26 protein-coding genes are annotated in these 25,788 nt (G+C 41.3%); 23 read left to right on the forward strand and 3 right to left on the reverse strand.

Annotation, left to right across the window (positions count from 1 at the left end; genetic code table 11):
- Positions 1-115 precede the first annotated feature (115 nt).
- From ACESPU_RS19330 to ACESPU_RS19340, 3 genes are all read right to left on the reverse strand, one after another.
- Complete coding sequence (locus ACESPU_RS19330; protein ID WP_005855327.1) at positions 116-337, reverse strand: hypothetical protein; 222 nt, start codon at positions 335-337, stop codon at positions 116-118.
- Positions 338-412: 75 nt separating this feature from the next.
- On the reverse strand, positions 413-835 hold the full coding sequence (mscL, locus tag ACESPU_RS19335) for a large-conductance mechanosensitive channel protein MscL (RefSeq protein WP_005855329.1): 423 nt from the start codon (positions 833-835) through the stop codon (positions 413-415).
- A gap of 81 nt (positions 836-916) precedes the next feature.
- Complete coding sequence (locus ACESPU_RS19340; RefSeq protein WP_005855331.1) at positions 917-1,459, reverse strand: lipocalin family protein; 543 nt, start codon at positions 1,457-1,459, stop codon at positions 917-919.
- Between the two features lie 398 nt (positions 1,460-1,857).
- Here ACESPU_RS19340 and ACESPU_RS19345 point away from each other — a divergent pair, with 398 nt between their 5' ends.
- The 23 genes from ACESPU_RS19345 (at position 1,858) to ACESPU_RS19455 (ending at position 25,786) form a co-directional block, all read left to right on the forward strand.
- A complete protein-coding gene (locus tag ACESPU_RS19345; RefSeq protein WP_217775683.1) occupies positions 1,858-2,790 on the forward strand; it encodes a site-specific integrase in 933 nt (310 codons plus the stop codon).
- Positions 2,791-3,297: 507 nt separating this feature from the next.
- On the forward strand, positions 3,298-4,416 hold the full coding sequence (locus ACESPU_RS19350) for a transcription termination/antitermination protein NusG (protein ID WP_195284181.1): 1,119 nt from the start codon (positions 3,298-3,300) through the stop codon (positions 4,414-4,416).
- Positions 4,417-4,481: 65 nt separating this feature from the next.
- On the forward strand, positions 4,482-4,862 hold the full coding sequence (locus tag ACESPU_RS19355) for a hypothetical protein (protein ID WP_158533096.1): 381 nt from the start codon (positions 4,482-4,484) through the stop codon (positions 4,860-4,862).
- 387 nt (positions 4,863-5,249) lie between these two features.
- Positions 5,250-7,067, forward strand: a complete 1,818-nt coding sequence (locus ACESPU_RS19360) for a Coenzyme F420 hydrogenase/dehydrogenase, beta subunit C-terminal domain (protein WP_158533095.1) — start codon at positions 5,250-5,252, stop codon at positions 7,065-7,067.
- 18 nt (positions 7,068-7,085) lie between these two features.
- On the forward strand, positions 7,086-7,319 hold the full coding sequence (locus tag ACESPU_RS19365; RefSeq protein ID WP_158533094.1) for an acyl carrier protein: 234 nt from the start codon (positions 7,086-7,088) through the stop codon (positions 7,317-7,319).
- A complete protein-coding gene (locus tag ACESPU_RS19370; RefSeq protein ID WP_158533093.1) occupies positions 7,316-8,293 on the forward strand; it encodes a 3-oxoacyl-ACP synthase III family protein in 978 nt (325 codons plus the stop codon). The genes ACESPU_RS19365 and ACESPU_RS19370 overlap by 4 nt, the downstream gene beginning before the upstream one ends.
- Before the next feature lie 45 nt (positions 8,294-8,338).
- Positions 8,339-9,859, forward strand: coding sequence for an amino acid adenylation domain-containing protein (locus ACESPU_RS19375; protein WP_373133602.1), 1,521 nt, complete (start codon positions 8,339-8,341; stop codon positions 9,857-9,859).
- Complete coding sequence (locus tag ACESPU_RS19380) at positions 9,852-10,658, forward strand: GNAT family N-acetyltransferase (RefSeq protein WP_158533092.1); 807 nt, start codon at positions 9,852-9,854, stop codon at positions 10,656-10,658. Before ACESPU_RS19375 ends, ACESPU_RS19380 begins: the two co-directional genes overlap by 8 nt.
- 37 nt (positions 10,659-10,695) lie before the next feature.
- On the forward strand, positions 10,696-10,929 hold the full coding sequence (locus ACESPU_RS19385) for a hypothetical protein (RefSeq protein ID WP_008779271.1): 234 nt from the start codon (positions 10,696-10,698) through the stop codon (positions 10,927-10,929).
- Between the two features lie 119 nt (positions 10,930-11,048).
- Positions 11,049-12,512 carry a hypothetical protein gene (locus ACESPU_RS19390; RefSeq protein ID WP_227157558.1) on the forward strand — a complete coding sequence of 488 codons (1,464 nt, stop codon included), beginning with the start codon at positions 11,049-11,051 and terminating at the stop codon, positions 12,510-12,512.
- Between the two features lie 29 nt (positions 12,513-12,541).
- On the forward strand, positions 12,542-13,447 hold the full coding sequence (locus ACESPU_RS19395) for a hypothetical protein (RefSeq protein ID WP_005859204.1): 906 nt from the start codon (positions 12,542-12,544) through the stop codon (positions 13,445-13,447).
- A 2-nt stretch (positions 13,448-13,449) separates the two neighbouring features.
- Positions 13,450-14,283, forward strand: a complete 834-nt coding sequence (locus ACESPU_RS19400; protein WP_158533090.1) for an SDR family NAD(P)-dependent oxidoreductase — start codon at positions 13,450-13,452, stop codon at positions 14,281-14,283.
- 102 nt (positions 14,284-14,385) lie between these two features.
- On the forward strand, positions 14,386-14,721 hold the full coding sequence (locus ACESPU_RS19405; RefSeq protein WP_158533089.1) for an acyltransferase family protein: 336 nt from the start codon (positions 14,386-14,388) through the stop codon (positions 14,719-14,721).
- Complete coding sequence (locus ACESPU_RS19410; protein WP_158533088.1) at positions 14,708-15,388, forward strand: acyltransferase family protein; 681 nt, start codon at positions 14,708-14,710, stop codon at positions 15,386-15,388. Before ACESPU_RS19405 ends, ACESPU_RS19410 begins: the two co-directional genes overlap by 14 nt.
- 71 nt (positions 15,389-15,459) lie before the next feature.
- Positions 15,460-16,611 carry a polysaccharide pyruvyl transferase family protein gene (locus ACESPU_RS19415; protein ID WP_158533087.1) on the forward strand — a complete coding sequence of 384 codons (1,152 nt, stop codon included), beginning with the start codon at positions 15,460-15,462 and terminating at the stop codon, positions 16,609-16,611.
- Between the two features lie 367 nt (positions 16,612-16,978).
- The gene (locus ACESPU_RS19420; RefSeq protein ID WP_192922605.1) at positions 16,979-18,007 is read left to right on the forward strand and encodes an EpsG family protein; all 1,029 of its coding nucleotides are present in this window, start codon (positions 16,979-16,981) and stop codon (positions 18,005-18,007) included.
- A gap of 8 nt (positions 18,008-18,015) precedes the next feature.
- Positions 18,016-19,131 carry a glycosyltransferase gene (locus ACESPU_RS19425; protein WP_158533085.1) on the forward strand — a complete coding sequence of 372 codons (1,116 nt, stop codon included), beginning with the start codon at positions 18,016-18,018 and terminating at the stop codon, positions 19,129-19,131.
- Positions 19,128-21,107 (forward strand): hypothetical protein, encoded by a 1,980-nt coding sequence (locus ACESPU_RS19430; protein WP_158533084.1) that lies wholly within the window; start codon positions 19,128-19,130, stop codon positions 21,105-21,107. The genes ACESPU_RS19425 and ACESPU_RS19430 overlap by 4 nt, the downstream gene beginning before the upstream one ends.
- Positions 21,098-21,328, forward strand: a complete 231-nt coding sequence (locus ACESPU_RS19435; RefSeq protein ID WP_057325855.1) for an acyl carrier protein — start codon at positions 21,098-21,100, stop codon at positions 21,326-21,328. The genes ACESPU_RS19430 and ACESPU_RS19435 overlap by 10 nt, the downstream gene beginning before the upstream one ends.
- Complete coding sequence (locus ACESPU_RS19440) at positions 21,328-22,380, forward strand: 3-oxoacyl-ACP synthase III family protein (RefSeq protein WP_192922604.1); 1,053 nt, start codon at positions 21,328-21,330, stop codon at positions 22,378-22,380. The genes ACESPU_RS19435 and ACESPU_RS19440 overlap by 1 nt, the downstream gene beginning before the upstream one ends.
- Before the next feature lie 6 nt (positions 22,381-22,386).
- Complete coding sequence (locus ACESPU_RS19445) at positions 22,387-23,136, forward strand: SDR family NAD(P)-dependent oxidoreductase (protein ID WP_121773479.1); 750 nt, start codon at positions 22,387-22,389, stop codon at positions 23,134-23,136.
- 3 nt (positions 23,137-23,139) lie between these two features.
- Entirely contained in the window at positions 23,140-24,198 is a 1,059-nt protein-coding gene (locus ACESPU_RS19450; RefSeq protein WP_192922603.1) for a 3-oxoacyl-ACP synthase III family protein, read from the forward strand.
- 1 nt (position 24,199) lies between these two features.
- A complete protein-coding gene (locus ACESPU_RS19455) occupies positions 24,200-25,786 on the forward strand; it encodes an HAD family hydrolase (RefSeq protein ID WP_158533083.1) in 1,587 nt (528 codons plus the stop codon).
- Positions 25,787-25,788: the final 2 nt, after the last annotated feature.

Genomic DNA, 25,788 nt, shown 5'->3' on the forward strand with positions numbered 1-25,788 from the left:
TCTTATAAGACGAATGGATTTGAAAAAACGTTACATCTAAAATGAAAAAAAAAGAAGCTATCATTGACTTTTTTTGTGATAGCTTCTTTTTCTTACCCTAATACAGGGAGGTCGATTAATTACTTTTAGGTTTTTCAACCATATGTTCTACTCTGTCTTTGACGTATTCGACTTGATTTTTACCCGTGTCTACCACGTCCTTTACTTTTTTCTTCGCCTTATCTGTAAGACCGTGGAGTTCGTTCTCCAGACATTCGAACTGTCCTTGATCTTCCATCCTGCGAAGTACGTAACCAACAACTACACCTACGGCTAAACCGAATAATACATTTTTCATAACTACTACTTTTTATGAGTTAAAACATTATTTTTTGTAATTATGAAACAGCAAGTCAACCGATAAGGTTGGTGTTTATTTGTTATTTTTCAGTAAATCCCTAATCTCGGTAAGTAATTGGATATCCGCAGGGGGAGCGACCGGAGCTTTCGGGGCTTCTTCCTTCTTCTTGCTTAAAGCATTAACGCCTTTGACAAGTAAAAAGACGGCGAAAGCAATGATTATAAAATCCAGTGTCACTTGTATGAAATTTCCGTAGTTAATGGAGACCGCCGGAGAGATCACCTTGTCTCCCTCCATTACAGCGTGCTTCAAGGTGATTTTTAAATCCGTGAAATTGACGCCACCTACAAGTAAACCTACCGCCGGCATGATCAGATCCGCTACGATAGAAGATACGATCTTTCCAAAGGCACCACCGATAATGATACCTACCGCCATGTCCACTACGTTACCTCGCATGGCGAACTGCTTAAACTCTTGTAATATTTTTTTCATAAAACAACGCTTTTTATATTATAACAACAAAATTAGCCATAAGTTGAATATTTTCAATGCTTATAGCGAAATTTGAAGAAATTATTTTTGATTTTCATGTTTTTGTTTGACCCATTTGAGCATTGATGTGTTATATCCTCTTTCTTTGGCCTTAGTCAATAAAAAGAGAATAGCCTCTTCTGGGAGTGTAGGCGTACGACTAAGTAGCCATAAATAGTCTGAGGTATTACTGCCTACGAGAGCGTATGAGTAATTATCCTCGTCAATTTCCATAATGTTGTACTCGGCGTAGAACCGCATAAAGAAACACACTTTTAATTTACTAGGACACGTAGGATCTGTTATTTTGGCTATACCTTTCGCTCGTTTGAAGGAACCGGAAAAATTACCCCAATATCCGCTGTTAACAACTTCTATATCTCCATTCGGGAGAAATGAGTATTCCACGGTAGCCCCTACGAGATTATGCTCAAAGCGATGATCAAAGCGTGCTATTTCAAACCATTTCCCCATATAGCGGTGTAAATCCAAAGTCTGGACGGTTTCTTTGTTTATAATGTGTTGAGTGCAAGATAAATTACACTGCATTATAAGACAGATGAGGCCTATTAGTTTAAATCGCATAGGTTTTTATTTTTATCTCATAATAAACATAGAGAGCCTCTAAAAAGTTTGAAAACGTTCATATTTTAGGGTTTTTATTTTTTCGACAACCTGTGCTTTAACTTTTAATTTGAAATTTCTATCCTGTCTGAACTGAGAAATTCGTAGTTGTGGCATTTCCGGACGATAGATTTAGATCCACGTTTTTATATGTTTTTTTGTATTGAAAATTTCATAGTTATGATTTGGAAAAATCATAACTATGAAATAAAAAGTCATAACTATGAAATAAATGACTCTTTACTGTGAAAAGAATATATGAAGATGTTTTAATTGTAAATGCTTGTTTGTGAATTAGTAATCGTCAAGATGTCTAACTTTGCGTGTTTGTTTTCAGTTGGAATTTAAAATAGAGAGATATGGATGAGAAAGATTTGGTGGAAGGGATGCGAGAGTATATAAGTCTGTTACAAAAGGAAGGACGGTATTCCTCGGCGAAAAGTTATCAGGATGCGATGAACTCTTTTATACGGTATAGCGGGACGGATCGTATCCCATATACATATATAAATAAGGATACTCTTCGCCGGTACGAGGCTTATTTGTTGGAGAAAGGCTGCATGCGTAATACGGTCTCCACGTATATCCGCCGTTTGCGTTGTATCTATAACAAGGCGGTGGAGAATGGCGAGGCGGCGTTTATCCCTTCTTTATTCAAGGGGGTTTTTACGGGTGTGGAAAGCCAACGTAAGAAATCCTTGCCTCTGGGGGATTTGAATCGTCTGATGACTGTTCCGGTAAAAGGAGAGACGTTGAGGAAGACACAGCTGGCGCTTTGCTTGATGTTTCAATACGGGGGAATGTCGTTCGTTGATTTCGCTCATTTGAATAGAGATAATATCAAGAACGGCATATTGGATTACAATCGCCAGAAGACCGGGACTTCGATGCGGCTGGAGGTTTTGGATACAGCGGAGGCTATGTATAAGGAACTGGTAGGTGAGAGGGCAGGAAACTCGGGGTACTTATTTCCCTTTTTAAGTGGGACGAAGAACGGCCATGAGGAATATCTCGAATACAATGCGGCCTTGTCCCGGTTCAACCGGAATTTGAAGACGTTGAAGGAGGTTGCCGGAATAGCCCCGGATGTGACTTCTTACACGATCCGTCATTCTTTTGCCATGGCATTGAAGGAACAAAATGTCCCCATTGAGATGATCAGCGAGTTATTAGGCCATAAATCCATCAAGACAACCCAGATTTATTTAAGAAGTTTCTCCTTGGAGAAAATGGCGGTGGTAAATAAGTCTTGCTTTGAGAATGTATATAATTATATGCCAGAGGTGGGATGAGGCTACTTGGGAAGTAGCTGTATTCTTTCATGGCGCAAAAGTAATAAAAAATAACAAATAACAAACAATCATTAGGTTAAGTTTGTGCTTTGATTTTGATTCTCCTTAAATCTTCGTTCTTATTCCTAGTGTATAGACATGGCAATAGAGACGAAATGATCTCGTATTTCCTACATCATCACGTCCCTTCTAAAAATCGAACCTACATTCTTGTAGAGACAGGGCGTGCCCCGTCTCATCCCCTCAAAATGGTATTCAAAATTACTGTCAGACGGTGGGAGACGGGGCACGCCCCGTCTCTACAACTGGGTGATAACCATTTTCCAACCTTTTACGCTACTTCCCAAGTAGCCTAATATTTCAACCGATGGTGATTTTCAGAAAAGCCATTTTTAAAAACATAAAGTATTGTTTATCAGGAGTAAATAGGGCGCTCTTGGTAGGGCTTTGAATTGTCGTGAGGCTTGAGTGGAGATCCTGATATAATCTTAGGAAAAGATAATCATAATGATGAATGTTTTGAGAGACGGTTGCTCGGAGAGGGGTACGGCGCAGGTTGGCAAGCGTCATGACCTGAAGACTGTACGCTGGTACGTGCTCACGCTTCCTACTACGGGTGTGGCACGACGTGACAAGATCAGCCCTGCGAAAAGCTTGGATGCCGAGCTTTCCCGGCGCAAGCGTCGTGGGGAGACGTTGTTCGAGTATTTCGCCCCCTCGTATGTGGAGGTAAGGAAGGTGGATGGCAAGATGGTCAACACGAAGCGGCCCTTGCTGTTCAACTACGTGTTTATTCGCTCCTCGGTAGAGGAAATCTTCCGCATGAAGCGTACGCTCCCCCTGTACAATTTTCTTCCCCGGGTTTCTTCTGGGGGTATGACCCATTTCCCTTACCTCTCGGATGACGAGATGGGAAATTTACGTTGGGTGGCGGAATCTTATTCCAACGAGCTTCCGGTGTACGTTCCGGACAGCGGCCGCTTGCTGAAGGGTGACCGTGTGCGTATCACGTCCGGCTATTTCGCCGGAATGGAGGCGGAGGTGGTGATCCAGCCGGGTGGCGGGCATAAAGATGTGATGGCCCGTATCCTCGATTGCATGTGGGTCCCCTTGTTGGAGGTGAAGCCGGGCGAGTATGAGCTGATCGAGCTGAACACCAAGGGCAAGCACGTCTATACTCATCTGGACAACGACCGCCTGCGGGAGGGCTTGCACGATGCCTTGGGTCGTTACCACACCTCCGGCAGTGTATCTGAGGATGATACTCGTTTTGCCCGTGAGGTGTTGAGATCCTACGGTTCCCTTTGTGCGGAGACGGACGTGATGCGTTGCAAGATTTACTCGTCGCTCCTTCCTGCCTACAAGCTGTTGGGCGAGGAAGATGAGTTCGTGCGCTTGCTTGCCACGATGCGAAGTATGCTCCCGGTGGTAAAGGCGGCGCAATCCCGTGCCTTGTTGCTGGTGACACTCTACGGTTGCACGGACAGCAGTCTCTACCGGCAGATGGCGCATGAGGTGGTGGATCCGTGGCGGGGTGAGTCCTCGCCCAAGAAAAGCAAGGCGGTGTTGATCCGCCGGCTGGACGATTACGATCGCTGGCTGAAACACGAACGAGTTGACAGTTGACAAGTGACAGTTGACAAGTGACAGTTGACAGTTTAAATCATAATTCAAAATTCATAATTCAAACCATGTCTTCCCTTCCTTCCGGCGTTCGTTTGGTGAGGTTGCTGAACGAGCATTTGAATGATATCATGAGTTGCGAGCGTACGAATACCGCCTCTATCCACTTGTATTGCACAGGTCCTTACTGGGTGGCATTTGAGTACTCGGCCTATCAGTTGCGCCGTGCGTTCCCGGACAGCGAGGTTACGCCGATGCGCTTGTTCGGCTACCCGTTTCCAGTGGTGATGGTCTCCGTGACGGATCGTTCGCTCCGCTCGTATGCCCGCAAGCACATCTTGCGAAGAGATGACAAGGATTACAAGCAATTGACTGTACCCAGACTCTCCCTCATGGACTACCAAGAGTGGCACGCCGGCGAGGTGGAGGGGTTACCTTTATTGAGTTAGAAAGTATGAGTGGAAAGGTCGCCCAAACATCCTATTACAGATACTTTTGAGAGTCAACCATATCTACAAAAAGACAGTAGTAGGCCTACCGTATTCGATATGCAGCTATTGATACAAATCACTGTGTGCTGTTTAGAGGTAAACTGATAGGTAGTGAGCGACAAATGAAAGCCTTCTGCAAAGTTGGCAAGGTAAGTGACAAGGAGATAAACTGAACATGTGAATATAGGCTCTACATGAAGAATGTCAATTGAATTATAAACAAATAACAAATGAGTTAAGCACGAAGAGCCGTGTGATGGAAGCCTGTTAAGACGGTTCCGTGAGAAGGAAGGGTGAAAGTCCCTCTCCTTACTCGACCTTTAATATTTAATGTTTATATTATAAATGATTCAAATTACAGATAAAAGTAAATGCTGTGGCTGCAATGCTTGTGGTGATGTATGTACCCATAAGGCTATTACTTTCAAGACCGATATAGAGGGATTTTGGTACCCGGAAGTTGATAAAAATAAATGTACAGATTGTGGTCTTTGTGAAAAGGTCTGCCCCAATCTGCACTCTGAAGAGCTAAAGAAAAATGATTTTGAGATTCCTGTTTGCTATGCCGCCATACATAAGAATATCGAGGTACGTTTCGACAGCACTTCTGGTGGAGCGTTCACAGCCCTTGCCGAATACGTTTACAAGCAAGGCGGCTACGTGGGTGGTGCGGTCTATAATGAAGACTGGTCTGTGTCTCAGTTCCTTTCAGCAGATAAGACCGACTTGCCTCGTTTGCGCTCTAGCAAATACCTTCAGAGCCGTTTCGATGGATTTTATATCGCTGTTCGTGAAGCCTTGAAGACTGGCAAGCCCGTGCTTGTTTGTGGAGGTCCATGTCAGATGGCAGCCCTGCGCGGCTTCCTGCACAAAACTTATGACAACTTGATTTTGGTGGATTATATCTGTAGGGGTATAGCCTCGCCATTGCTTTTCCGGAAGTACATAGAATATCTGGAAAACAAGCATCATTCAAAGGTTGTCTATTTTAAAGCTAAAAACAAGGAGTTGGGATGGCGTAAGCATACTTTTAAAATTCTCTTTGAAAATAGAGATGTCGAATATCAAACGTTGGAGAACAATCCGTGGCGTATTCTGAATTATGTCGTTCCTGAGGTATGTCGGCCGAGTTGTTTTGAATGCCCCTTCAAGGGTTTCCCTAGAGCTACAGACATTACCATTGGTGATTTATGGGCTGATAAAAAGTATATACCTAAAGAGCTTGACAATGATTTGGGAACGTCCGTAGTCTTTGTACATAGCAAAAAAGGCGCTGACTTGATACAGAATATAAAAATGCTGAAAAAGCAGGACTTCCCTCTAGACAAGGCCATAGCAGGAAATTACCATTTAATGAAGCCTTTGTGCCATTCTAGTCATGACAGGGATGCGTTCTATGCTATCCTCAATGAATCACTGGATGCCTGTATCAAGAAGTACTTGCCCCATTTTGGGAAGAAGGGGGTTAGCGTCAAGGAAAAGCTCAAGAACGTAGCCCGTTTCTTATTTAGCGTAAAAAAAGCCTCTGGATGGAGTCTTGGCACATGGGAAAAAAACTTTCGATATAACTTCTTTTGCGGCCAAGTAAAAGGAAATGTTTTGGAAGGAAAATTCTTCATCATAAATAAGTATTGCACTATAGTTCTAGAGTCTAAAGCACAACTGATATTGAATGCGCCCTTCTATTTCGGAAGTAAGCGTGTCAAAGGATCTCGCCTGGACAGCAGGCTCTTGATTGAGAACGGAGGGAGGATGGAGATTAAATATGAACCTTATAGTGTTGCGTATGGTGCCGACATTGAGGTGTTCAGGAACGCTACTTTGGAAATAGGAGGTGGTTTAGGTGCGAATATTGGCTTGACGATCATATGCGCTGACAATATTTCTATCGGACGGCATACCGGATGTGGACGTAATGTCACTATCCGCGATAACAACGGGGAACACTTTATATCTATTCGCGGCTATAAAATTTCCTCTCCCGTCACCATCAAAGAGCATGTATGGTTAACAGAAAGCTGTACGGTGATGCCTGGGGCGGTAATCGAACCAGGTGCCATAATCTCTGCTCGTTCGGTGGTTTCCGGTCACATACCTGCTTTCAGTATAGTGAAAGGCGATCCCGCCGTGGTGGTGGAGAAAAATATTCTTTGGAAGGCTTAGATAAAAAATACTTGATATATGGAATTAAAAGATTTTATTGGCAAATTTGTTTCCCAATTCGAAGAGGAAGATCCTGCTATTTTTGAAGCTGATTTGGATTTTCATGAACTGGATAGTTGGTCATCGCTGACAAGTCTTAGTGTCGTGGCGATGGTATATCAGGAATATGGGGTGGAATTAGATACTCAAGACGTGCGTAATGCCGATACAATAGAAGATATTTTCAATATCGTAAAAGAAAGAAAGGCATGAAAACAATCATACCTGATGTCTCTATCCGCAGTATTGCAAGCTGGTTACCGAGTAATAAGATTCCCTTGTCTTCTTTCGCCGAGCAATATGGTGAAAAAGAGACAAGAGATGTTATCCGTACAACAGGAGTTGAATGGGTTTACAGAACCGATGCGAATCAGAAATCATCCGATTTGTGCTTCAACGCTGCCGAATATCTAATCAGTAAGGATAACATCGACAGAGAGAGCATAGACGGCTTGGTTGTATTGACTGTGACTCGTGATTGGGCGCTCCCTGATACTTCTGTCTATCTCCAGCATAAATTAGGATTGAAGAATGAGACCGTTTGCTTGGATATTAATTATGGTTGTACCGGTTATATCTATGGTTTGATGCAAGCAGCCATGTGGATACATAGTGGATTGTGTCAGAACGTTTTAGTTCTTGGAGGTGATATGCTGAAGAATTGTCTTGACCCTAAAGCTGTTGGTAGTATTGATGCGAGCGATATAGGTACTGCTTCACTGATTTCAAAAGGAACAACTGGCATGGCCTTCCATCTCTGTTCAGATGGTGCGAGATACGATCGGATCATGATGCCCCATGGTGGATATATATGCCAAGATGGAATGGGGGTTTTCTCATTTAGTATAGTGAACGGTCCTAAAAGCATTCGCGCTGTGATGGATTTGATGAAATGGGAGGATTCTGATGTGGATATATATGCGTTGCATCAATCCAGTCAGTTGATTATTAAGAATGTTAGAATGGCATTGAAGTCAAGTCAAGAGAAATTTCCAGTGAACATGAAGGACTTTGGTAACTCAAGTAGCTCCACTATCCCCAATTTGTTATGTGATCTTTATGGATTGAACAAGGCAAACCGTCCGAGGCATGCCGTTTTTTGTTCCTATGGCGCTGGCCTTACGTGTGGAAGTGTTGCTCTAGATCTTTCCAAAACTCATTTCTATGAACCGCTGAATAAACAGTGACCGATCCATTACTCGTAAGAATCGAAAAATATTTATTAGATAGTTATGATGAAGATTAATCTCATTGAGTACTTTGAGGAGAGCGTACAGCGATGTCCTCAAAAGACTGCGGTGATAGACCGTGACCGTACCATAACCTTTTCCGAACTTCGTGGAAAGGCTTTGGTGCTTGCCTCTGCCATCGGATGTATCAAGCGCCCCGCGGCTGTGTTCTTGAACAAGAGTATCGAGAGTGTGTATGCGGATTTGGCGATTATTTATTCTGGTAATTTTTATATGAATTTGGATGTGAGGTACCATGCGGAACGTCTCAAGAACATCTTGGATTTGGTTTGCCCCGGTGTCATCATCACCAATAACCAATACATGAAAAGTATCGTCAGTGTCATTCCGTCCGATGTTCAAGTGATTAATTTAGACGGGATGGACTTTACACAACAGGTGGACGAATCCGCTATTTTCACCAATCTTGGGAAGTTGATTGACACCGACCCGTTGTGTATCATCAACACTTCCGGCTCTACGGGAACACCCAAGGGAGTGGTACTTAACCATAAGAGTTTCTTTGATTTTACCGAATGGGCGTTGGATACGTTCAAATTTGACGATAACGAACTGATGGGCTCCTTGTCACCATTGGTGTTTGATATCTACAGCTTCGAGTTGTGCATGCTGATGGCCAAGTCAAGTACCCTTGTTGTCATTCCCGAACACTTGTCGGCCTTCCCTGCTTCTATTCTGAAAATATTAGAGGAACACAAGGTTACTTTCTTGTTCTGGGTACCCACCATTATGGTGAACATAGCCAATATGGACTTACTTTCCTCCATTCAGTTGCCCGCATTAAAGACTGTATGGTTTGCAGGCGAGGTATTTCCTACCAAGCAGTTCAACTACTGGCGCAAGATGTTGCCTCAGACGACGTTTGCCAATCTGTATGGTCCTATCGAGATTACGCTTGATTGTACCTGTTTCATCGTCAACCGGGAAATTAAGGACGAGGAGTCTATTCCCATCGGATTCCCTTGCCGCAACACGGATATCCTTATTCTGGATGCGGACAACAAGCTGGTGACAGAAGCCGGCAAAGAAGGTGAACTCTGTGTACGTGGCACTTCGTTGGCTATGGGCTATTACAACAATCCCGAAAAGACTGCGTCTGCCTTTGTGCAGAATCCTCTGAACCATGCTTATCCTGAAACAATCTATCGCACGGGCGATGTTGTGGTTATCAACGAGCGTGGTGAGATCGTTTTCAAAGGCAGAAAGGATACGCTGATTAAGCATATGGGCTATCGTACCGAGTTGGGCGAGATAGAGCACATCATCATCAACAAGCTCAAGCTGGTGAAGAACGGATGTGTGGTTTATAACTTCTCCAAGAAAGAGATCACCCTGTTCTATGAATCGCCAGAGGAGATCACTCCGGCAGAGTTTCGTAAACGTATAGGACAGGAGTTACCGAAATATATGCTGCCCACTGTGTATCATCATCTCGATGAGTTGCGACGTAATACGAACGGTAAGATTGACCGCCTGTTCTATAACAACCAAGTCAATGGATAAGATAGATTCACTTGATAAGATTAATGCCTTTGTGAGCGATATTCGTTCTTTGCGTAAGGGCTATCTGACCAATTTCTTCTTGGATAGGAAGAAGCACTCTCTATGGATAGAGAAAGGGGAACTCTTTTACGTATCCTTCCCTGACTGCTATTTTTTGCTCCATCTGACTAACTCGGTCAACAATCTGTTCTTCATTACCACAACCTCACAACAGTTGGCAGAAAACTTGAAAGCCTTTCTGCCAATATTTGCCGAGCAAATGGTCGTGGACATTGTAGGTGATGCAAAGATCGTGGATTTGAAAGATGTGTTTGTAGAGCAAGGCTTCAGCGTGTATGAGCAGCTCTACCGTATGAATCGTATCGGAACTCTGGAATTTAAAGAGATCGATACCCCCAATGTTTGCTTTGCGGAAGATGTCGATGCTCAAGTGGTGTTAGATATGCTTCACTCTTACTTTGATCCTTTGTCCGAACAGTTGCCCAGTTATGAGGAAATACTGTATTTTATATCGCAGAAGAGCGTTCTTGTATATAAGGAAGCAGGTAAGGTGTATGGATTCGTTATCTTTGAATTGAACGGGCAGACCTTATATCTGCGTTATTGGTTTGTCTTGCCCGAATACCGGGATTTAAAGATTGGTTCCCGATTGTTCAATGAATTTATGCGAGCTGGTCACGCCACCAAGCGTCAACTCTTTTGGGTGATAGCTAGTAATGAAAATGCCATTAAACGTTACCGTCATTACGGCTTTGAAGTAGAGAGACTTTATGATTATGTATTAATTAGAAATAAATAAGGGTATATAATTGCCAAGATTAAAGGAGAAAAAGATTATGAGAGAGAAAATTATTTCGATTTTGAGTGAGTTACGTCCCGAATTCGATTTCAGCGAGCCTGTAAACTTTATAGAGGAAGGTATGCTCGATTCCTTCGATATAGTGACGCTGGTCGATACTCTCGACACCGAATATGATATCGTCATTGATGGTATTGACATCATTCCCGAAAATTTTGACAGCCTGGATAGTATTGTGAGGCTGCTGCAGAAGAACGGGGTGAACGAATGATAATCGTGTGAATGCTATTTAAATAAAAGGGGCAGTCTGAAATGAGTCAGGAAGTATCTTCAACAAATAAGCGTATAGCAAAAAATACACTTTTTCTATATGTGCGTATGTTACTTGTCATGGGGGTAAGCATATTTACTTCCCGTGTGATACTTCAAACGCTTGGTGTAGAGGATTACGGTATTTATAATGCGGTAGGTGGAATTGTGGCCGTAATAGGAGTGCTTAACGGTGCCCTGTCTTCATCAACCAGTCGTTTTCTGGCTTACGAATTGGGAATGAAGAACGCAGAGATGCTGAAGAGAACTTTCTCGGTTTCATTGAATTTGCATATGGCTGTGGCTTTTATTGTCTTGCTGTTGGCTGAGACTATAGGCCTCTGGTTCTTTTACGAGAAAATGGTTATACCGGTGGAACGACTATCGGCTGCGTGGTGGGTCTATCAGTTTTCTATTGTTACGGTGATGGTTAACTTCACCCAAGTACCTTACAATGCTTCACTGATAGCCCATGAAAATATGTCTATTTATGCCTATGTAGGCTTATATGATGCGTTTTCGCGATTAGCTATCGCTTACCTCCTTTCCTTATCTCCCATGGATGACTTGGTGTTTTATGCTTTGTTGTTAATGCTGAATACTTTTTTGATTCAGTTTTTTTATAGGTTTTATACGTATCGGCGTTATCAGGAGTGCCGTTTCAGATGGATTACGGATAAGACTTTATATAAAAGGCAGCTGGCTTATTCAGGGTGGGAGATGTTTGGCGGATTGGCATCAATAAGCCAAGGGCAAGGTATTAATATCCTTCTCAACTTATTTTTCGGTCCCATGGTCAACGCGGCACGTGCGGTGGCTTATCAAATCCAAACGGCTGTCAACCATTTTGTGATTAATTTTCTTATGGCCACGAGGCCGCAGGTAATTAAAAGTTTTGCCGAACACAATTATGAGAGGATGTACTCACTTACGTTTAAGTCCGCACGTTATTCGTTCTTCTTGATGTTGGCATTAATCTTGCCCATCTGTTTTGAGTTGAGGTTCATATTAAACTTATGGCTGGGCAAAGCCACTCCTCCTGATACGTATGTATTCACTTTGATCATACTTTTACTCAGTCTTGCCGAGGTTTTCCGTGCGTCCATGATTATGGCCTTTCACGCTATCGGCAAGATGAAGCTGGGGAATTCGCTCAATGGAACCATAATGATATTGTCCTTGCCTATTAGTTATGCCATATTGAAAATGGGTGCTCCTGCCTATGCGGTGTTCATAGTTCTCGTCATCATTAATATAACTGTTATGATTGATGCTTATTTCATTGTCTATTCTTATGTACATTTCAACATACGTGAACTTTTAGTTGGCGCTGTTCTCCCATGTGTCTTAGTTGGTGCCTGTTCTGTAATTGTGCCTACGGCCATCGTATATTTGATGGAGGATGGATGGCAGAGGTTCATTATTCTATCCTTGCTTACAGAGGTCGTATTGATGATTCTTATCTTATACGTAGGAATAACACGTGCCGAAAGAAAAAAAATAGTCAGTTGGATTCAGACTAAGATGAGCAAGACTAAACAATGATCAGAGAATTTGTTAATACAGAAGATCTCATGAAACATTATATAAAGAACAAAATCAATACATTCATTAAGTCTTCTCATTGGTACAACGAGGTCCTTTTCAAAGATTGCGTGAAATTTTGGGAAATGAAAGAGGAGCCATTGGACGTTGTGAATCTAGGCAGCAGTTCCGGCGTATATGATTTCGATTACAGCGATATGGGATGTAAGGGAATGAACTGGGCTGTGGCGCCGCAGACGATGGTAGGCGACTTTTTGATACTCAAGCGATACCGCAAGTTTCTAAAGGATAATGCTATTGTGTTTTATCCGCTTTGTCCGTTTACGTCGATCAGTGGAGCGGTGGATTACATAGAAGACCGTTGCTATAGTTTTTTGGACTATCGAACGATTCCCGGTGGACACTATATCCGGAATAGTAAAATAAAGGGATATAAAAATAGCCCTATATCTATATACCCATTGGTGGAATTTATCCGTGACATTAAGACACGTATCCTTCCGCCCAAAGAAGTGATAATGGGAGATAGGCAACTGGAGCGTGATGCTGAGAATTGGATAAAGGGATGGACTATTCAGTTTAATATCAATAACTTGAATGATAAATTCGTAGAGAGTCATAGAACGGTATATGATAGGACTATATCTATGTTAAAGGATATGATTGAATATTGCAAAGAGGAGAAGTTAAGGTTGGTCCTGGTCATACCACCTATGCATAGATCTTTGTGCCGTAAATTTCCCTCTGTTGCCAAAGAGCAACTGATAGACTCTTTCATTACAGAAGCCAACGGGGGGGAGACATGGTACTTCGACTGTATGGAAGAGCCTGGATTTTCGGATGACAAATCCTTGTTTCGCAACTGCTATTATCTTAACAAGAGAGGAGCCCTACTATTCACTAAGTACATAATGGATAAAATAGATAATAAGTAATTATGGGAATAAAGTCTTACATCGTGAATTTCTTGAAATTCCTTAAACATGGGGGAGTAAAATATGTCTCTGTTACATTTACCAATCCTGATGCGAGATATACCAATAAGAAAGTATTTATTTCTGGCGGTAGCGAGGGATTGGGCAGAGCTATGGCTAAGGCGTACTTGGCAGAGGGTGCTGAGGTTATAGTGACTGGAAGAAGTAAAGAAAAACTGTCAAACTTCCAGCTTTCCGAAAGTAATGCCAAGCTTCATACGTTGGTATGGGACGCCTTGGATTTTGACTCTTATAAGCAGAAGTTCGATGAAGCCGTTTCCATGATGGGTAGAATCGACATATTCGTGAACAATGTAGGAGGTGGTATGTCTAAGTATGAACCGTGGAATGCATATACCGCGGAAGTACTGGACAGGACATATGATATCAATACGAAAAGTATGTTTTTGATGTGCCAAATGGAAGGGCTGTATATGATTGACAATAAAATCAAGGGGAATATACTCAACATTACCTCTATCGCCGGCTACCAAAGACTTTTCGACCCTTATGCCGTGGCCAAGTGGGGCGCTCATAGCTTGACTGGTGGAATCGCAAGAAAACTTATTGCTTATGATATCGTGGTGAATGGTATTGCGCCTGGCACATGCCTGACCTCCAATCCTGCGTTGCCTCATAATAGGAACTTTGAAGACAACGCTTATTTCCAAGGACAGCCGAGTAAACGTTTTACAATGCCCGAGGAAATAGCTAAAACCGCTCTCTTTCTCACTAGTGGCGAAGCAAGGCAAATTGTTGGCTATATAATCCCTGTAGATGGGGGTGTCTTGATTTGAACGTACTGATTGGCTATTGGATATCCGTAAAGTGTATTAATTGAAAGAATGTGTTTTTGAATGTTCATATTCGTTGTTATGTATGATTAAAATCCAAGAACAATGGTGAGAGACTATTCTATTGATTCGGTAAAAGGTGTATGCTTATTGCATATGTTCGTCCTGCATATTTTTATAATATATGGTTTTTTTGATGCAAAAGGTGCCGCATCCGAATTCTATTTTAATGCCCTAAGTTTTTTTATGTCCTCTTTTTATTTTTTTAGCGGCTTTTTCTTCAAAAGCCCTGAGAATGGAAATGAGATGAAGTATATTAGGAGTAAGGTTAAGAAGTTTATCATACCGCTGATAACATGGTCTGTCATTTCTTTGCCCTTTGTTTATTGTAAGGATTATTTATTAACAAATATTAATACAGGGGGGGGTGAAATGGCTTGAGCCTTTCACGTTCGTTCTTCCATTAGGATGTTTACGTTCAAATGATGCTTTGTGGTTTCTTTCGTCACTGTTTTTAGTGAATGTTATATTCTTCATAGTGAATAGAAGGCTTTCAGGCAAAAGGCTGTTTGTCTTTATTTTGCTTTGTTACCTATATTCTTTTGTTGATAGTAAAATACTCCCATGTGTTTTTAATAGTTCGAATGTTAGCTTGGGTATTGTCTATTTTTATGGGGGATATATGTTTCGTAAAGCTTCAATGAAATACTCTATATTTAGGGTTTGGTATTTTATATTGGCTTGTGTTCTCTACGTACTAATTATGACATTTGATCCACAGTATTTAATGTTTGTCTCGTTAGGGCAGGTAAAGGGATACTACATTTTGAATTTAGTATTCTCCATATCGGGAATTTATATATTATGGTTTGTTTTCAAGAAACTTCCACGCATATCATTATTCGTATATTTTGGTGAACACTCTATGTCGTTGTACGTATGGCACATGATACCGTTGCGTTTAGTCTTAGATCCATTGATAAAGTATTATTATCCAGAATGTCCGTTCATTCTGTATTTTATTACGATGCTCGTTACGATATGTTTAACCGCATGGATTATAGAATATTGTCTTGGCAGAAAATTCAGTATCCTGTTAGGCTACTAGTTGCTCGAGTAAGGAGAGGGACTTCCACCCTCCTTACTCGACTATAAGGAAGAAGATAAATCGATGAACAAATGAGAATAGGAATCGTTACGTTTTGGCAAAGCGATGATAATTACGGTCAGCAATTACAATGCTGGGCTTTGCAACGTTATTTAAAAAAGCTTGGGCATGAGCCGTTCTTAATACGTTACCTCTATAAAGAATCCGTTTGGAGGAAGTGGTTGAAGATTATGGTGAAGACAGCTCTCATATATCCACTTCTTGGTTGGTGGAGACATCGGGAAGTCAGGCGTATGGAAGCTGTTAATAGGGTTAAGAATAAAGTGCGCCGTTTTGAGGAGTTTAGGGACAACCATATCAATCAGACTCAACGGATTTACGGTACATTAAAAGAGTTACGTCTGGATCCTCCCGTTGCGGATGTATATATAGGGGGGAGCGACCAGATTTGGCATCCCGTATTATTGAGGTGGAAAGACAGCCGTGCCTTTTGGCTGGATTTTGGGGGAGATAGGGTAAGGCGTATCGCTTATGCGGCTAGTTTCGGAGTGGATAAATGTCCTTCGGGGCTTCAAGCGGAACTTTCCGGACGATTGTCTCGATTCGATGCCCTGTCCGTACGAGAGGAAAGCGGGGTTTCTATCTGCCAAGCAGCCGGAAAAGAGGCGGTACATGTCCTTGATCCGACATTGTTGCTCTCGAAGGACGATTATCTTTCTCTCATGGAAGATATACCGGGAAAGTTTTCTCCTTACATGTATATATATAGTATCAATATCTCTAAGAAGGAGGATATACGATGGTCGGAACTTCGAGGGTTTGCCGAGAGGGAGGGACTATCGTTGATAGTGACACCCGCCAGTGGGTATTTACCCGGTCGGGAGCTGTTTGAGGGGGTGGAATATCGTTATGCTACTATTCCGGAATGGCTTTCTCTCATCCGGTATTCCGGCTTTGTGGTGACCACCTCTTTTCATGGCGTGGTTTTCTGTATTTGTTTTCACAAGCCATTCATTTATTTTCCCCTGTCCGGGACGCACGCCAAGGGAAACAGCCGCGTATTAAACTTGCTTTCCAAACTAAGCTTGTCGGATAACGTTTGGAAAGTCCCCGGAGATTTTGAACGGATTTATAATCTCCCTGTAGATTGGGATAAGGTGGAGGAGTTGTTGGCTCCTTTGCGTGATAAATCAGTTTCTTTTTTGAAACAAGTGTTGAGTTAATGATGTAATGAATAAAAAGATTTTGGGGGTATCAGTAAGCCTTTAATTAAGGGCTCAATAGTTAAATCCCTATCGTTTGTTGCTAACGAATTTAAAAGTTTATGTATTATAGTAGCGAAGATTTAGAATACTTTTATTTGTAAACACTAAGTTACTTAAAGGAATTTTTCCGTGAAATCGTCAAAGGCTGCAGGGACTATGAGAATCTGCTGTCGATAACCATAGGGGTCAGCACTAACAATATTCAAAAACTGAACGTTTACTTTATGCTATATATTTTGTGTTGGACTGTTATATTCTGTTCTTTTTGTTGTTGGATTGAAAGTGTAACTACATGTAATATATGTTTACTTATTTGATATATAATATGATTTTAGTGCTGTCTTTTTTGTCAGCATATCTTGCTGAGTTCTCAAAAACAAAATTTCAGCGGATCGTATGTCGAATTGTTCTTTTCAATATTCTTTTTATACCAGCAGCTATTCGTTATAATGTAGGAACTGATTATCCTAACTATGTGGATTATTTTAATTCTGTTTATGGGAATGATGTGAATGAATATGGATTCTATGTATTAACTGTGTTCTTGCGAAATATAGGACTTCCTGTACATAGCTTATTCGTTGCTTCTAGTTTTCTTTCTTATTTTCCATTATTGTTTTTGTCTAGAAGAAGTTATTCGATAAAAATTTTATTTTATGTGTTGTTGTTATATCTGATTTCTTTAAGTGCTATAAGAAATGCAATTTCTATATCTATTGTTTTGCTTTCTTTTGATTTGCTTTTTAATGGGAAGGTAAAAAAATCTTTAATGATATATCCTGTTTCTATATTATTTCATACTTCTGCTTTGTTTTTTGTTCCTTTTTTTATTGTTAATAGGTTAGATGTAAATAAAAAAATACTACTAGTATTCTCGGTTGCTGTTTTTGTGCTTTCTTATTTCGATGTTTTGTTTATGTTTCTATTGAATAGTGATTGGTTTTATGGTACAAGGTATGGTCGCTATGTTGCTACTTCTTTTTTCTCTGAAACAATTTTTAATACGGGATATGGTATGATACTTAAATTCTTAGTTCCTTTCTATGTTTTAAAACGTTTGTTGGTGGTTGATTATAAAAATGGATCTGTGTATTATCTGGTGATTGGTTATTTGTTGTCGATTGCTTTGGCTGCCAAAATTAATATATTTGGTAGGGTTTTAGAGGTTTTTGGAATAGCTTTAATTTTTGCTATTCCTCTTTATTTTGCTTGTAAGAAAAATAATATATGTATTAAATACGCTATATTGTTATTTTATGTGTTACTTTTTCAGCTTTTTATTAGAGATAATGATGGAAGTAGTGTTTATGGAGATAATGGAATTTATCCATATCAAACATTTTTAATTAAATAGTTTATAGTATGAAGATTGTTTATTTGGTTAATGATGCAGGAGTTTATGGCGCAAACCTCTCGTTGATTAATATGATTAAAGGATTAGGTATATCAAGGGATGTTTTTGTTATATTGCCTTCTGGTGGCCCTTTTGTTGCACTGTTGGAAAGTTTGTCTATCCCATATAAAATTATACCATTTAGATATAATAGTTATATTTATAAAAATAATGTTTTAAGTGTTTTTTTATATGTGTTTAGGTTGATTTATTATTGTGTGCTGAATAAGTATGCTTATTATATAATATTGGATTTTATTAAAAAAAATAATATTGGTTTGATTCATACTAATAATACTCGGGTTAGTGTTGGATTTAAAGTCGCTAAAAAAATGAATATACCTCATATATGGCATTTGAGGGATTTGTTAGATTTACATTTTAGTATGAGGCCATTTGTTGGGTTTGAAAAATTATGTAAAGATTATAATGAATCAACATTTGTAATTTGTGTTTCTAATATTGTAAAGCTTCATTTTTCTATTAAAGACTCGTCTTCAATAGTTATATATGACGCTGTTGAGTCTGTTAAAAATATATCATTTGAGAGAGCTGATAAAGATAATTATTTTATTTATTGTGGTATATTGAGTAAAAGTAAGGGAGTGTTTGATGCATTGTATGCTTTTTCAAAGATTGCTAAAAATAGAGATGTTAAATTGTATTTGGCGGGAACAGGAACTCCTTCAATTACTAAAAAAATAAAGCATATTATAGTTAATGAAAAATTGACAAATAGAGTTGTTCTATTAGGTTATAGAAATGATGTGAAGAGTTTAATGAAGAGATCAAGAGCTCTTTTGATGTGTTCGGAAAATGAGGCTTATGGACGGGTAACAGCTGAGGCTATGCTAAATGACTGTATTGTCATAGGTAGGAATTCGGGAGGAACTGCGGAATTAATAGAACATGAGAAGACTGGATTTCTGTATAATACGAATGAAGAACTAATCTTCTTAATGGAGAAGGTCTTGAATATGGATACAACTGATATTCAAAATAGGGCGAAGAAGAAAGCAATCAATTCTTTTACAGAAGAGGTCTATGCGGAGCAATTGAAACAAGTTTATGACTCTTTGAGATGAAAAAGACCTATTCTTTTGATATTTTTGATACCTGTCTAGTCCGGAAGTGTGGGTGTCCGGATAATCTGTTCCGTCTATGGGCTGACCGTGCGTTGGGTGAGGTAGATCTGTCTTATCTGAAAGAGCTGGTTAATTCTCGTTTGAATGCGGAGAAAATGGCGAGAAAAGAATTAGGTAAGGAAGATGTTACCTTGGATGATATTTATCGTCATCTTTGCTTGGAATCATTTCCAAATCTAACGATACCGATACTTAAGCAGTTAGAACTGGATGTGGAGAGTGAGAATTTATCTCCGGTTCGACATGTGTTGGATTTGATTCGAGACTATCGGAAAAAGAGCGGGCGGATATTGTTTATATCGGATATGTATTTACCTTCTGATTTTTTGAGGTCTTTGTTGCGACAGTTTGGATTTTGGGAAGAAGGAGATAGCATATATGTATCTGGAGAGATCGGCTTGACAAAATATTCGGGAAATTTATTTCGATATGTTCAAAGAAAGGAACATATAACGAGATGTTCGTGGGTACATATAGGGGATAATTTATATAGTGATTATTATGTGCCTAAGTCTATGTTTATACGATCAAGGAGGATATATCATCCTTATACTTCTTACGAGAATCTTTGGTTGAATGGTGTGCAATCATCCGGTAAAAAATATTTACCGTCTTATTTGGCTGGATTAGCTCGGGCTTATCGACTGTCGCTTCCTTGTTTGGATCGTCTGGATTTTTTTGTGAACGTGTTGCTAGTCCCTTATTTTTTGTTTGTGTATAAGGTCTTACATGACGCTAGAAATAAGGGTGTAGATCAATTATTCTTTCTTGCTAGGGACAGTTTCGTTTGGTATCGGATGGCATTGAGATTGCAAGCCTTGTTCCCAGAGATGAATTTTCACTATCTGTATATATCGAGAAAAGTGGTGTTTGTCTCTTGTTTATATGATTTATCTGACGATGAGTTCGAATTGGTTTTTTCTGACATGGTAGGGTATACTCCTCGTCAGTTACTTTCTTCGTTGACCTTGGATGAAAGTGAGTTCATACATGAATTTAGTGCCGATGAGTTGGATGAGCCTTTAGGCACGGAAATGAGATCGCTGTTTTACGATAGAATAAGAACGTCTTCTTTGGCTATGGTCTTGTTGAACAAGTCGAAAGAAGCTAGGCGCTTGTTGCTGTCTTATTTACAACAAGAGGGATTCTTGAATAGCAAAAATCCGGGTATGGTGGATATTGGCTGGAAGGGTAATACCAACCGTGTGCTTAATTATATCTTGCGTCGTGAGGAAAACACGTTTTCTTATTTGTCATTTTTCTTGGGAGTGAAAGAAACCCGTCATATGATCTCAAGTATAGGAGATTATGAGGCCGGGTATTATTTTGAGGATTACATCCGGGAACCGGAATACACATACAATTTATTTGCGTTGGTATATGTGTTGGAGAATTATTTCTCAGCCTCTGATGATTCTACGCTATTAAGGTATCGTGAGGAGGATGGGATAATATATCCGGAATTTTCACCCAATACTATATCGGACTCCTTTAAGGAAAAAAATCAATATATATTATGCTTGACGGAAGGGTTCTTGGATTTTGTGATGGGGTCTGATTTATTGCGATACGATTTGTCTTCTCTTTTCGAGGATATAGGAGTGCCTACTTTACTTCGTTTTGCTTCTTGTCCATCTAAGCCAGAGTTGAGGATCTTAAAAGACCTCACTTTCAATGATATTTATGTTGGAGACAGAAAAGTAGTTATTAAGTTGTACCCATGGACTATTTGTGATTATGTTCTCAAAAAAATAGAGAATAGGAGAAATGATACATATATATTCACATGGTTCGATGCCTCGATTATTTATACTTATGGTTTTTTATCTAAACCTATATTGAAGTTAAAAAGAAATATATTGTCAGATTCATTAATTCATTTATTAATTAAAAAGTTGATAACACTATGGAAATAAAAGAGTTCATTCAAAATTTTGCGGATCAGTTCGATGACACTGACGCAAGCGTGTTTACTCCGGAAACAAAGTTCAAGGAGTTGGAAGAGTGGTCCTCGTTGACGGCCTTGTCCGTGATCGCCATGATAGATGAGGAGTATGACGTGAAGATCAAGGGTGACGATGTGCGTAATTCGCAAACGATCAATGATCTTTACGAAATCGTTAAATCCCGTCTCTGATGGCTTTTCTGGAATTCAAGAATGTACGGATCTCCGGCATCTCAGCCGGAGTTCCGAAACATGTGGAGTACAATCAGGATTATCCCTATTTTGAGGAGGGTGAGGCGGAGAAATATATCGCCTCCACCTCCGTTAGGGAGAGGCGTATCGCTGATCCCGGGGTCTGTTCCTCTGATCTTTGCCTCTCAGCGGCTGAACGCCTTATTAAGGATTTAGGTTGGGATAAATCAGAGATCGAGTGTTTGTTGTTTGTGTCTCAAACAGCGGATTATATCTTGCCGGCTACGGCTTGCATCTTGCAGGAACGTTTGGGATTACCTGAGAGTTGTTACGCCATGGATATATCCTTGGGCTGCTCGGGTTGGGTTTATGGTTTGAGCGTGATCACTTCCCTGCTGTCCTCCGGGCAGATAAAGAAGGGCTTGCTTCTTTCCGGGGAGATCTGCCATTTGCAATCCTCACCGTTGGATAAGAGCGCCTATCCCTTGTTTGGTGATGCCGGAACCGCCACGGCTTTAGAGTATCAAGAAGGATATGAGCCTGTCCGTTTTCATTTTTCTACAGATGGAAGTGGGTATGAGGCTATCATTATCCGTGATGGGGGTTATAGACATCCTTTTGATAACCAATCATTGGATGTTTATACGACTCCGGAAGGTTTACGAAGGACACGTTTGAACACGGAGATGGATGGCATGAGCGTTTTCTCGTTCGGGATAACGAAGGCTCCTCAGAGTTTCAACCTGTTGATGGAGCGCTTCTCATTGGATTGGGAGTCCTTGGATTATTTCGTGATGCACCAAGCTAATTATTTCATGAATAATAAGATCCGGAAGAAATTAAAATTACCGGAGGAGAAGGTGCCTTACTCCATGCCTCTTTTTGGCAATACAAGTAGTGCCTCCATACCTTTGACGCTGGTGACAGCCTGTTCGTTGAGAACACGGAGGAGTAAGATCGCGGTTTGTGGTTTCGGGGTTGGCCTGTCTTGGGGAACCGGTTATTTCGAGTTGGATGAGAATGTAATGATAAGTGATTTGGTCGAAATATAAATAATTATGAGTTATAATCCATATTCATTAGAAGGAAAGACAATATTGGTAACGGGAGCGTCTTCTGGTATAGGAAAAGCTACGGCCATTGAATGTTCGAAATTAGGAGCTAGAGTTATAATTACGGGACGTGATGAGGCTCGGTTACAACAGACTTTAAGTTCACTAGAAGGAGAGGGGCACGTTGTGATTGCGGCTGGTTTGGGAGAAGATGATGGGATACGATTCTTGGTAGAGCGAGTTCCAGTTTTAAACGGTATTGTACATGCGGCAGGTATCAGTGATACGGTTTTATTTCAATTCTTAAAGAAAGAGCGATTGGAGAATATATTCAACATAAACTTTTTTGCACCAGTAGTATTATCTCAATTATTATTAAAGAAAAAATTATTACGGAAAGGGGGATCTATTGTTTTTTTGTCCTCGATAGATGGCCCGATTACTGCGCATATTGGAAACTCTATGTATTCAGCAACAAAAGGAGCTCTTTCTGCGATGATGCGAAACATGTCTATAGAGTTGGCTTCTAAAGGAATTCGGGTTAATGCTGTCTTGCCGGGAATGACTGAAACACCTTTGATACATAATGATGATATTACTCAAGAACAACTGAATAAAGATATGGAGCTTTATCCTTTGAAACGTTATGCGGATCCCCGGGAGATAGCGTGGGCAATAATCTATTTATTGTCAGATGCAAGTACATTTACTATAGGGGCCAACCTTGTTGTCGATGGAGGATTTACGGTTTTATAGGCTATGGCGATACTGAAATATACAGATGTGGGGATTCATTCGGTCTCAGCTTGTGTCCCCCAAAAGGTTGTACGGAATTCCGAACTGGATAATTTGATCCCCAAGGCGGATTTGGAAAAGACCATCCATTCCATTGGTATTCGTGAGAGGAGAATAGCGGAGCGGGATGTCTGTTCCTCCGATCTTTGCAGCAAGGCCGCGGAGCGGTTGCTCTCGGAGCATGGCATTGACAGGGACTCTATCGGTGCTCTGATCTTTATCTCCCAGACTCCGGATTACCGTCAACCGTCCACTGCGCCTTCCTTGCAGGATCGTTTGGGCTTGCCAAAAACGGTGATGGCGTTTGATATCAACATGGCTTGTTCCGGATATGTGTATGGATTATCCATCGCTTATTCCTTGGCCTCGCAGGATGGGATAGGACGTGTCCTTTTGCTGGTGGGAGAGACCATGTCCAAGACCGTATCGGATCATGACAAGGTGACGACACCGTTGTTCGGCGATGCCGGTACCGCCACGTTGATAGAGAAAGGAGATGGGTATGGCCCCTCCTGTTTCGTGCTTCATTCTGATGGGGGTGGCTCGGATATGCTCCGCGTGCCGTACGGGGGATACCGGAATCCTAGTAGCACGGAGGGATTTGAGCGAAAAGTGGATGAGGAGGGGAATATCCTGAGCGGTGAGCAGTTGCACATGCGTGGAATGGATGTCTTCAATTTTGGTTTGCGGGTTGTTCCCTCGGGTATAAAGGAGATATTGAAAGTATTAGGTATGGGGATCGAAGATGTGGATATAATCCATTTCCACCAGGCCAACCGTTTCATGACGGATTTCTTCGCCAAGAAATTGAGGTTCCCGTTGGATAGGGTGCCGTATAGCTTGGGGTATTTTGGCAATACCAGTGCCGCCTCCATTCCCTTGAACATGGTCCATACCATGTATGATGGCAGTTTCCCGAGACGGCGGCATGTGCTTATGGCCGGTTTTGGGGCGGGCTTGGCCTGGGGAACGGCTTATCTTTCCTTGGAAAATCTAAGAATCTCAAAGCTGATAGAATATTAAGATGAGATATTATATATTTCGGAACAACACGCTTGAGCCTTTGTTCGGGAATCTGGATGCTCGTTACTCCGGCTATGGGGATATTTCCTCGCTGGAAGAGGGAGCGGATCGCTATATCTGGTTCTACCAAGTCCCTTTCGGGTTTGATAGGTGCCGTGTGGCGGAGGAGGTGTTATCCTATATCGATAAGTTGAGGTGGGTAATAGAAAAGATACCGGCACATAAGAGCGTGCTGGTCTTCTCCTTGGTTGATCTTTGTCCGTTTCAATGGGTCGGTTCAGAATGGGAGGTACAGGAGAGCATAGAGACCTATAACAAGTATCTACGCTCGCTCGCCTCGGAGAGGAGTAATGTCCGGTATGTGGATCTGCCGGATTTCACTCGCCGTTATTCTTCCAGCCAATTATTTGACTGGCGTTTCTATTTTATTTCCCAAATGGGCATTAACCCTAAGCTGGCTTCCGACTTTTCTTGCTGGTTTGAGGATCGTTTGAGGGAGATAAGCCTCTGCCGGAAGAAGTGTCTGGTATTGGATCTGGACAATACGCTTTGGGGGGGAGTCCTCGGGGAGGACGGTATAGATGGAATAAAGATAGGAGGTGATTATCCGGGCAAGGCGTTCCTGTATTTTCAGGAAGGCTTGTTGGAACTGGCCAAGAGAGGTGTCATACTGACGATCTGTAGCAAGAACAACGAGCGGGACGTGTTGGATTTGTGGGAGAAGAATCCTTTCGTGTTGTTACGGAAGGAACATTTCTCGGCTTGGCGTATTAATTGGCGGAACAAGGCGGATAACATAAGGGAGCTTTCGGAGGAGCTGAACATAGGTCTGGACAGTCTCGTCTTCGTGGATGATAACCCGACGGAGCGTGAGTTGGTCCGCCAAATGCTTCCGATGGTGGAGGTTCCCGAGTTTCCAAAACAGCCTTATATGCTACCCGATTTCTTGATCACCTTGTCGGATCGTTATTTCCGTGTCTATTCGGTGACGGAGGAGGATCGGCGGAAGACCGAGCAGTACAAGGCGAATGCGAGCCGTACACAAGAGCGAAAGAAATTTGTGGATTTCGATCAGTATCTACAGAGTCTGGAGATCGAGATGAGGATCGAACCGATAAGCTCGTTCAATGTATCCCGTATCGCCCAGATGACCCATAAGACGAACCAGTTCAATCTGACGACCCGAAGGTATTCGGAGTCGGATCTCATGGGATTTTCCTCCGAGGGCTGGTTGATCTATTGTCTTTTCGTCAAGGATCGTTTCGGGGATAATGGGATAACCGGAGCGGTATTGTTGAGACCTGTCGATGGGGGGTATGAGATCGATAGTTTCTTGCTCAGTTGCCGGATTCTGGGGAAAGGGATAGAGGAGGCTTTCTTATCCGGTATTCTTAATATACTGAGGAATAGAGGTGTTAAGCTCGTAAAAGCGTCTTATATTCCGACAGCTAAGAATATGCAAGTTTCAGGCTTCTATGAGCGAACCGATTTTGTCTTGGATAGCCAGGATAAGGACGGAAGCAAGTTCTACCATTTGAACATGGGTGCGGAGATAAAAATCCCATCCTATTATAAAATAACATATTGATA

Origin of the sequence: Parabacteroides sp. 20_3 (assembly GCF_964238835.1) — a bacterium.
GTDB classification, from domain to species: domain Bacteria; phylum Bacteroidota; class Bacteroidia; order Bacteroidales; family Tannerellaceae; genus Parabacteroides; species Parabacteroides distasonis.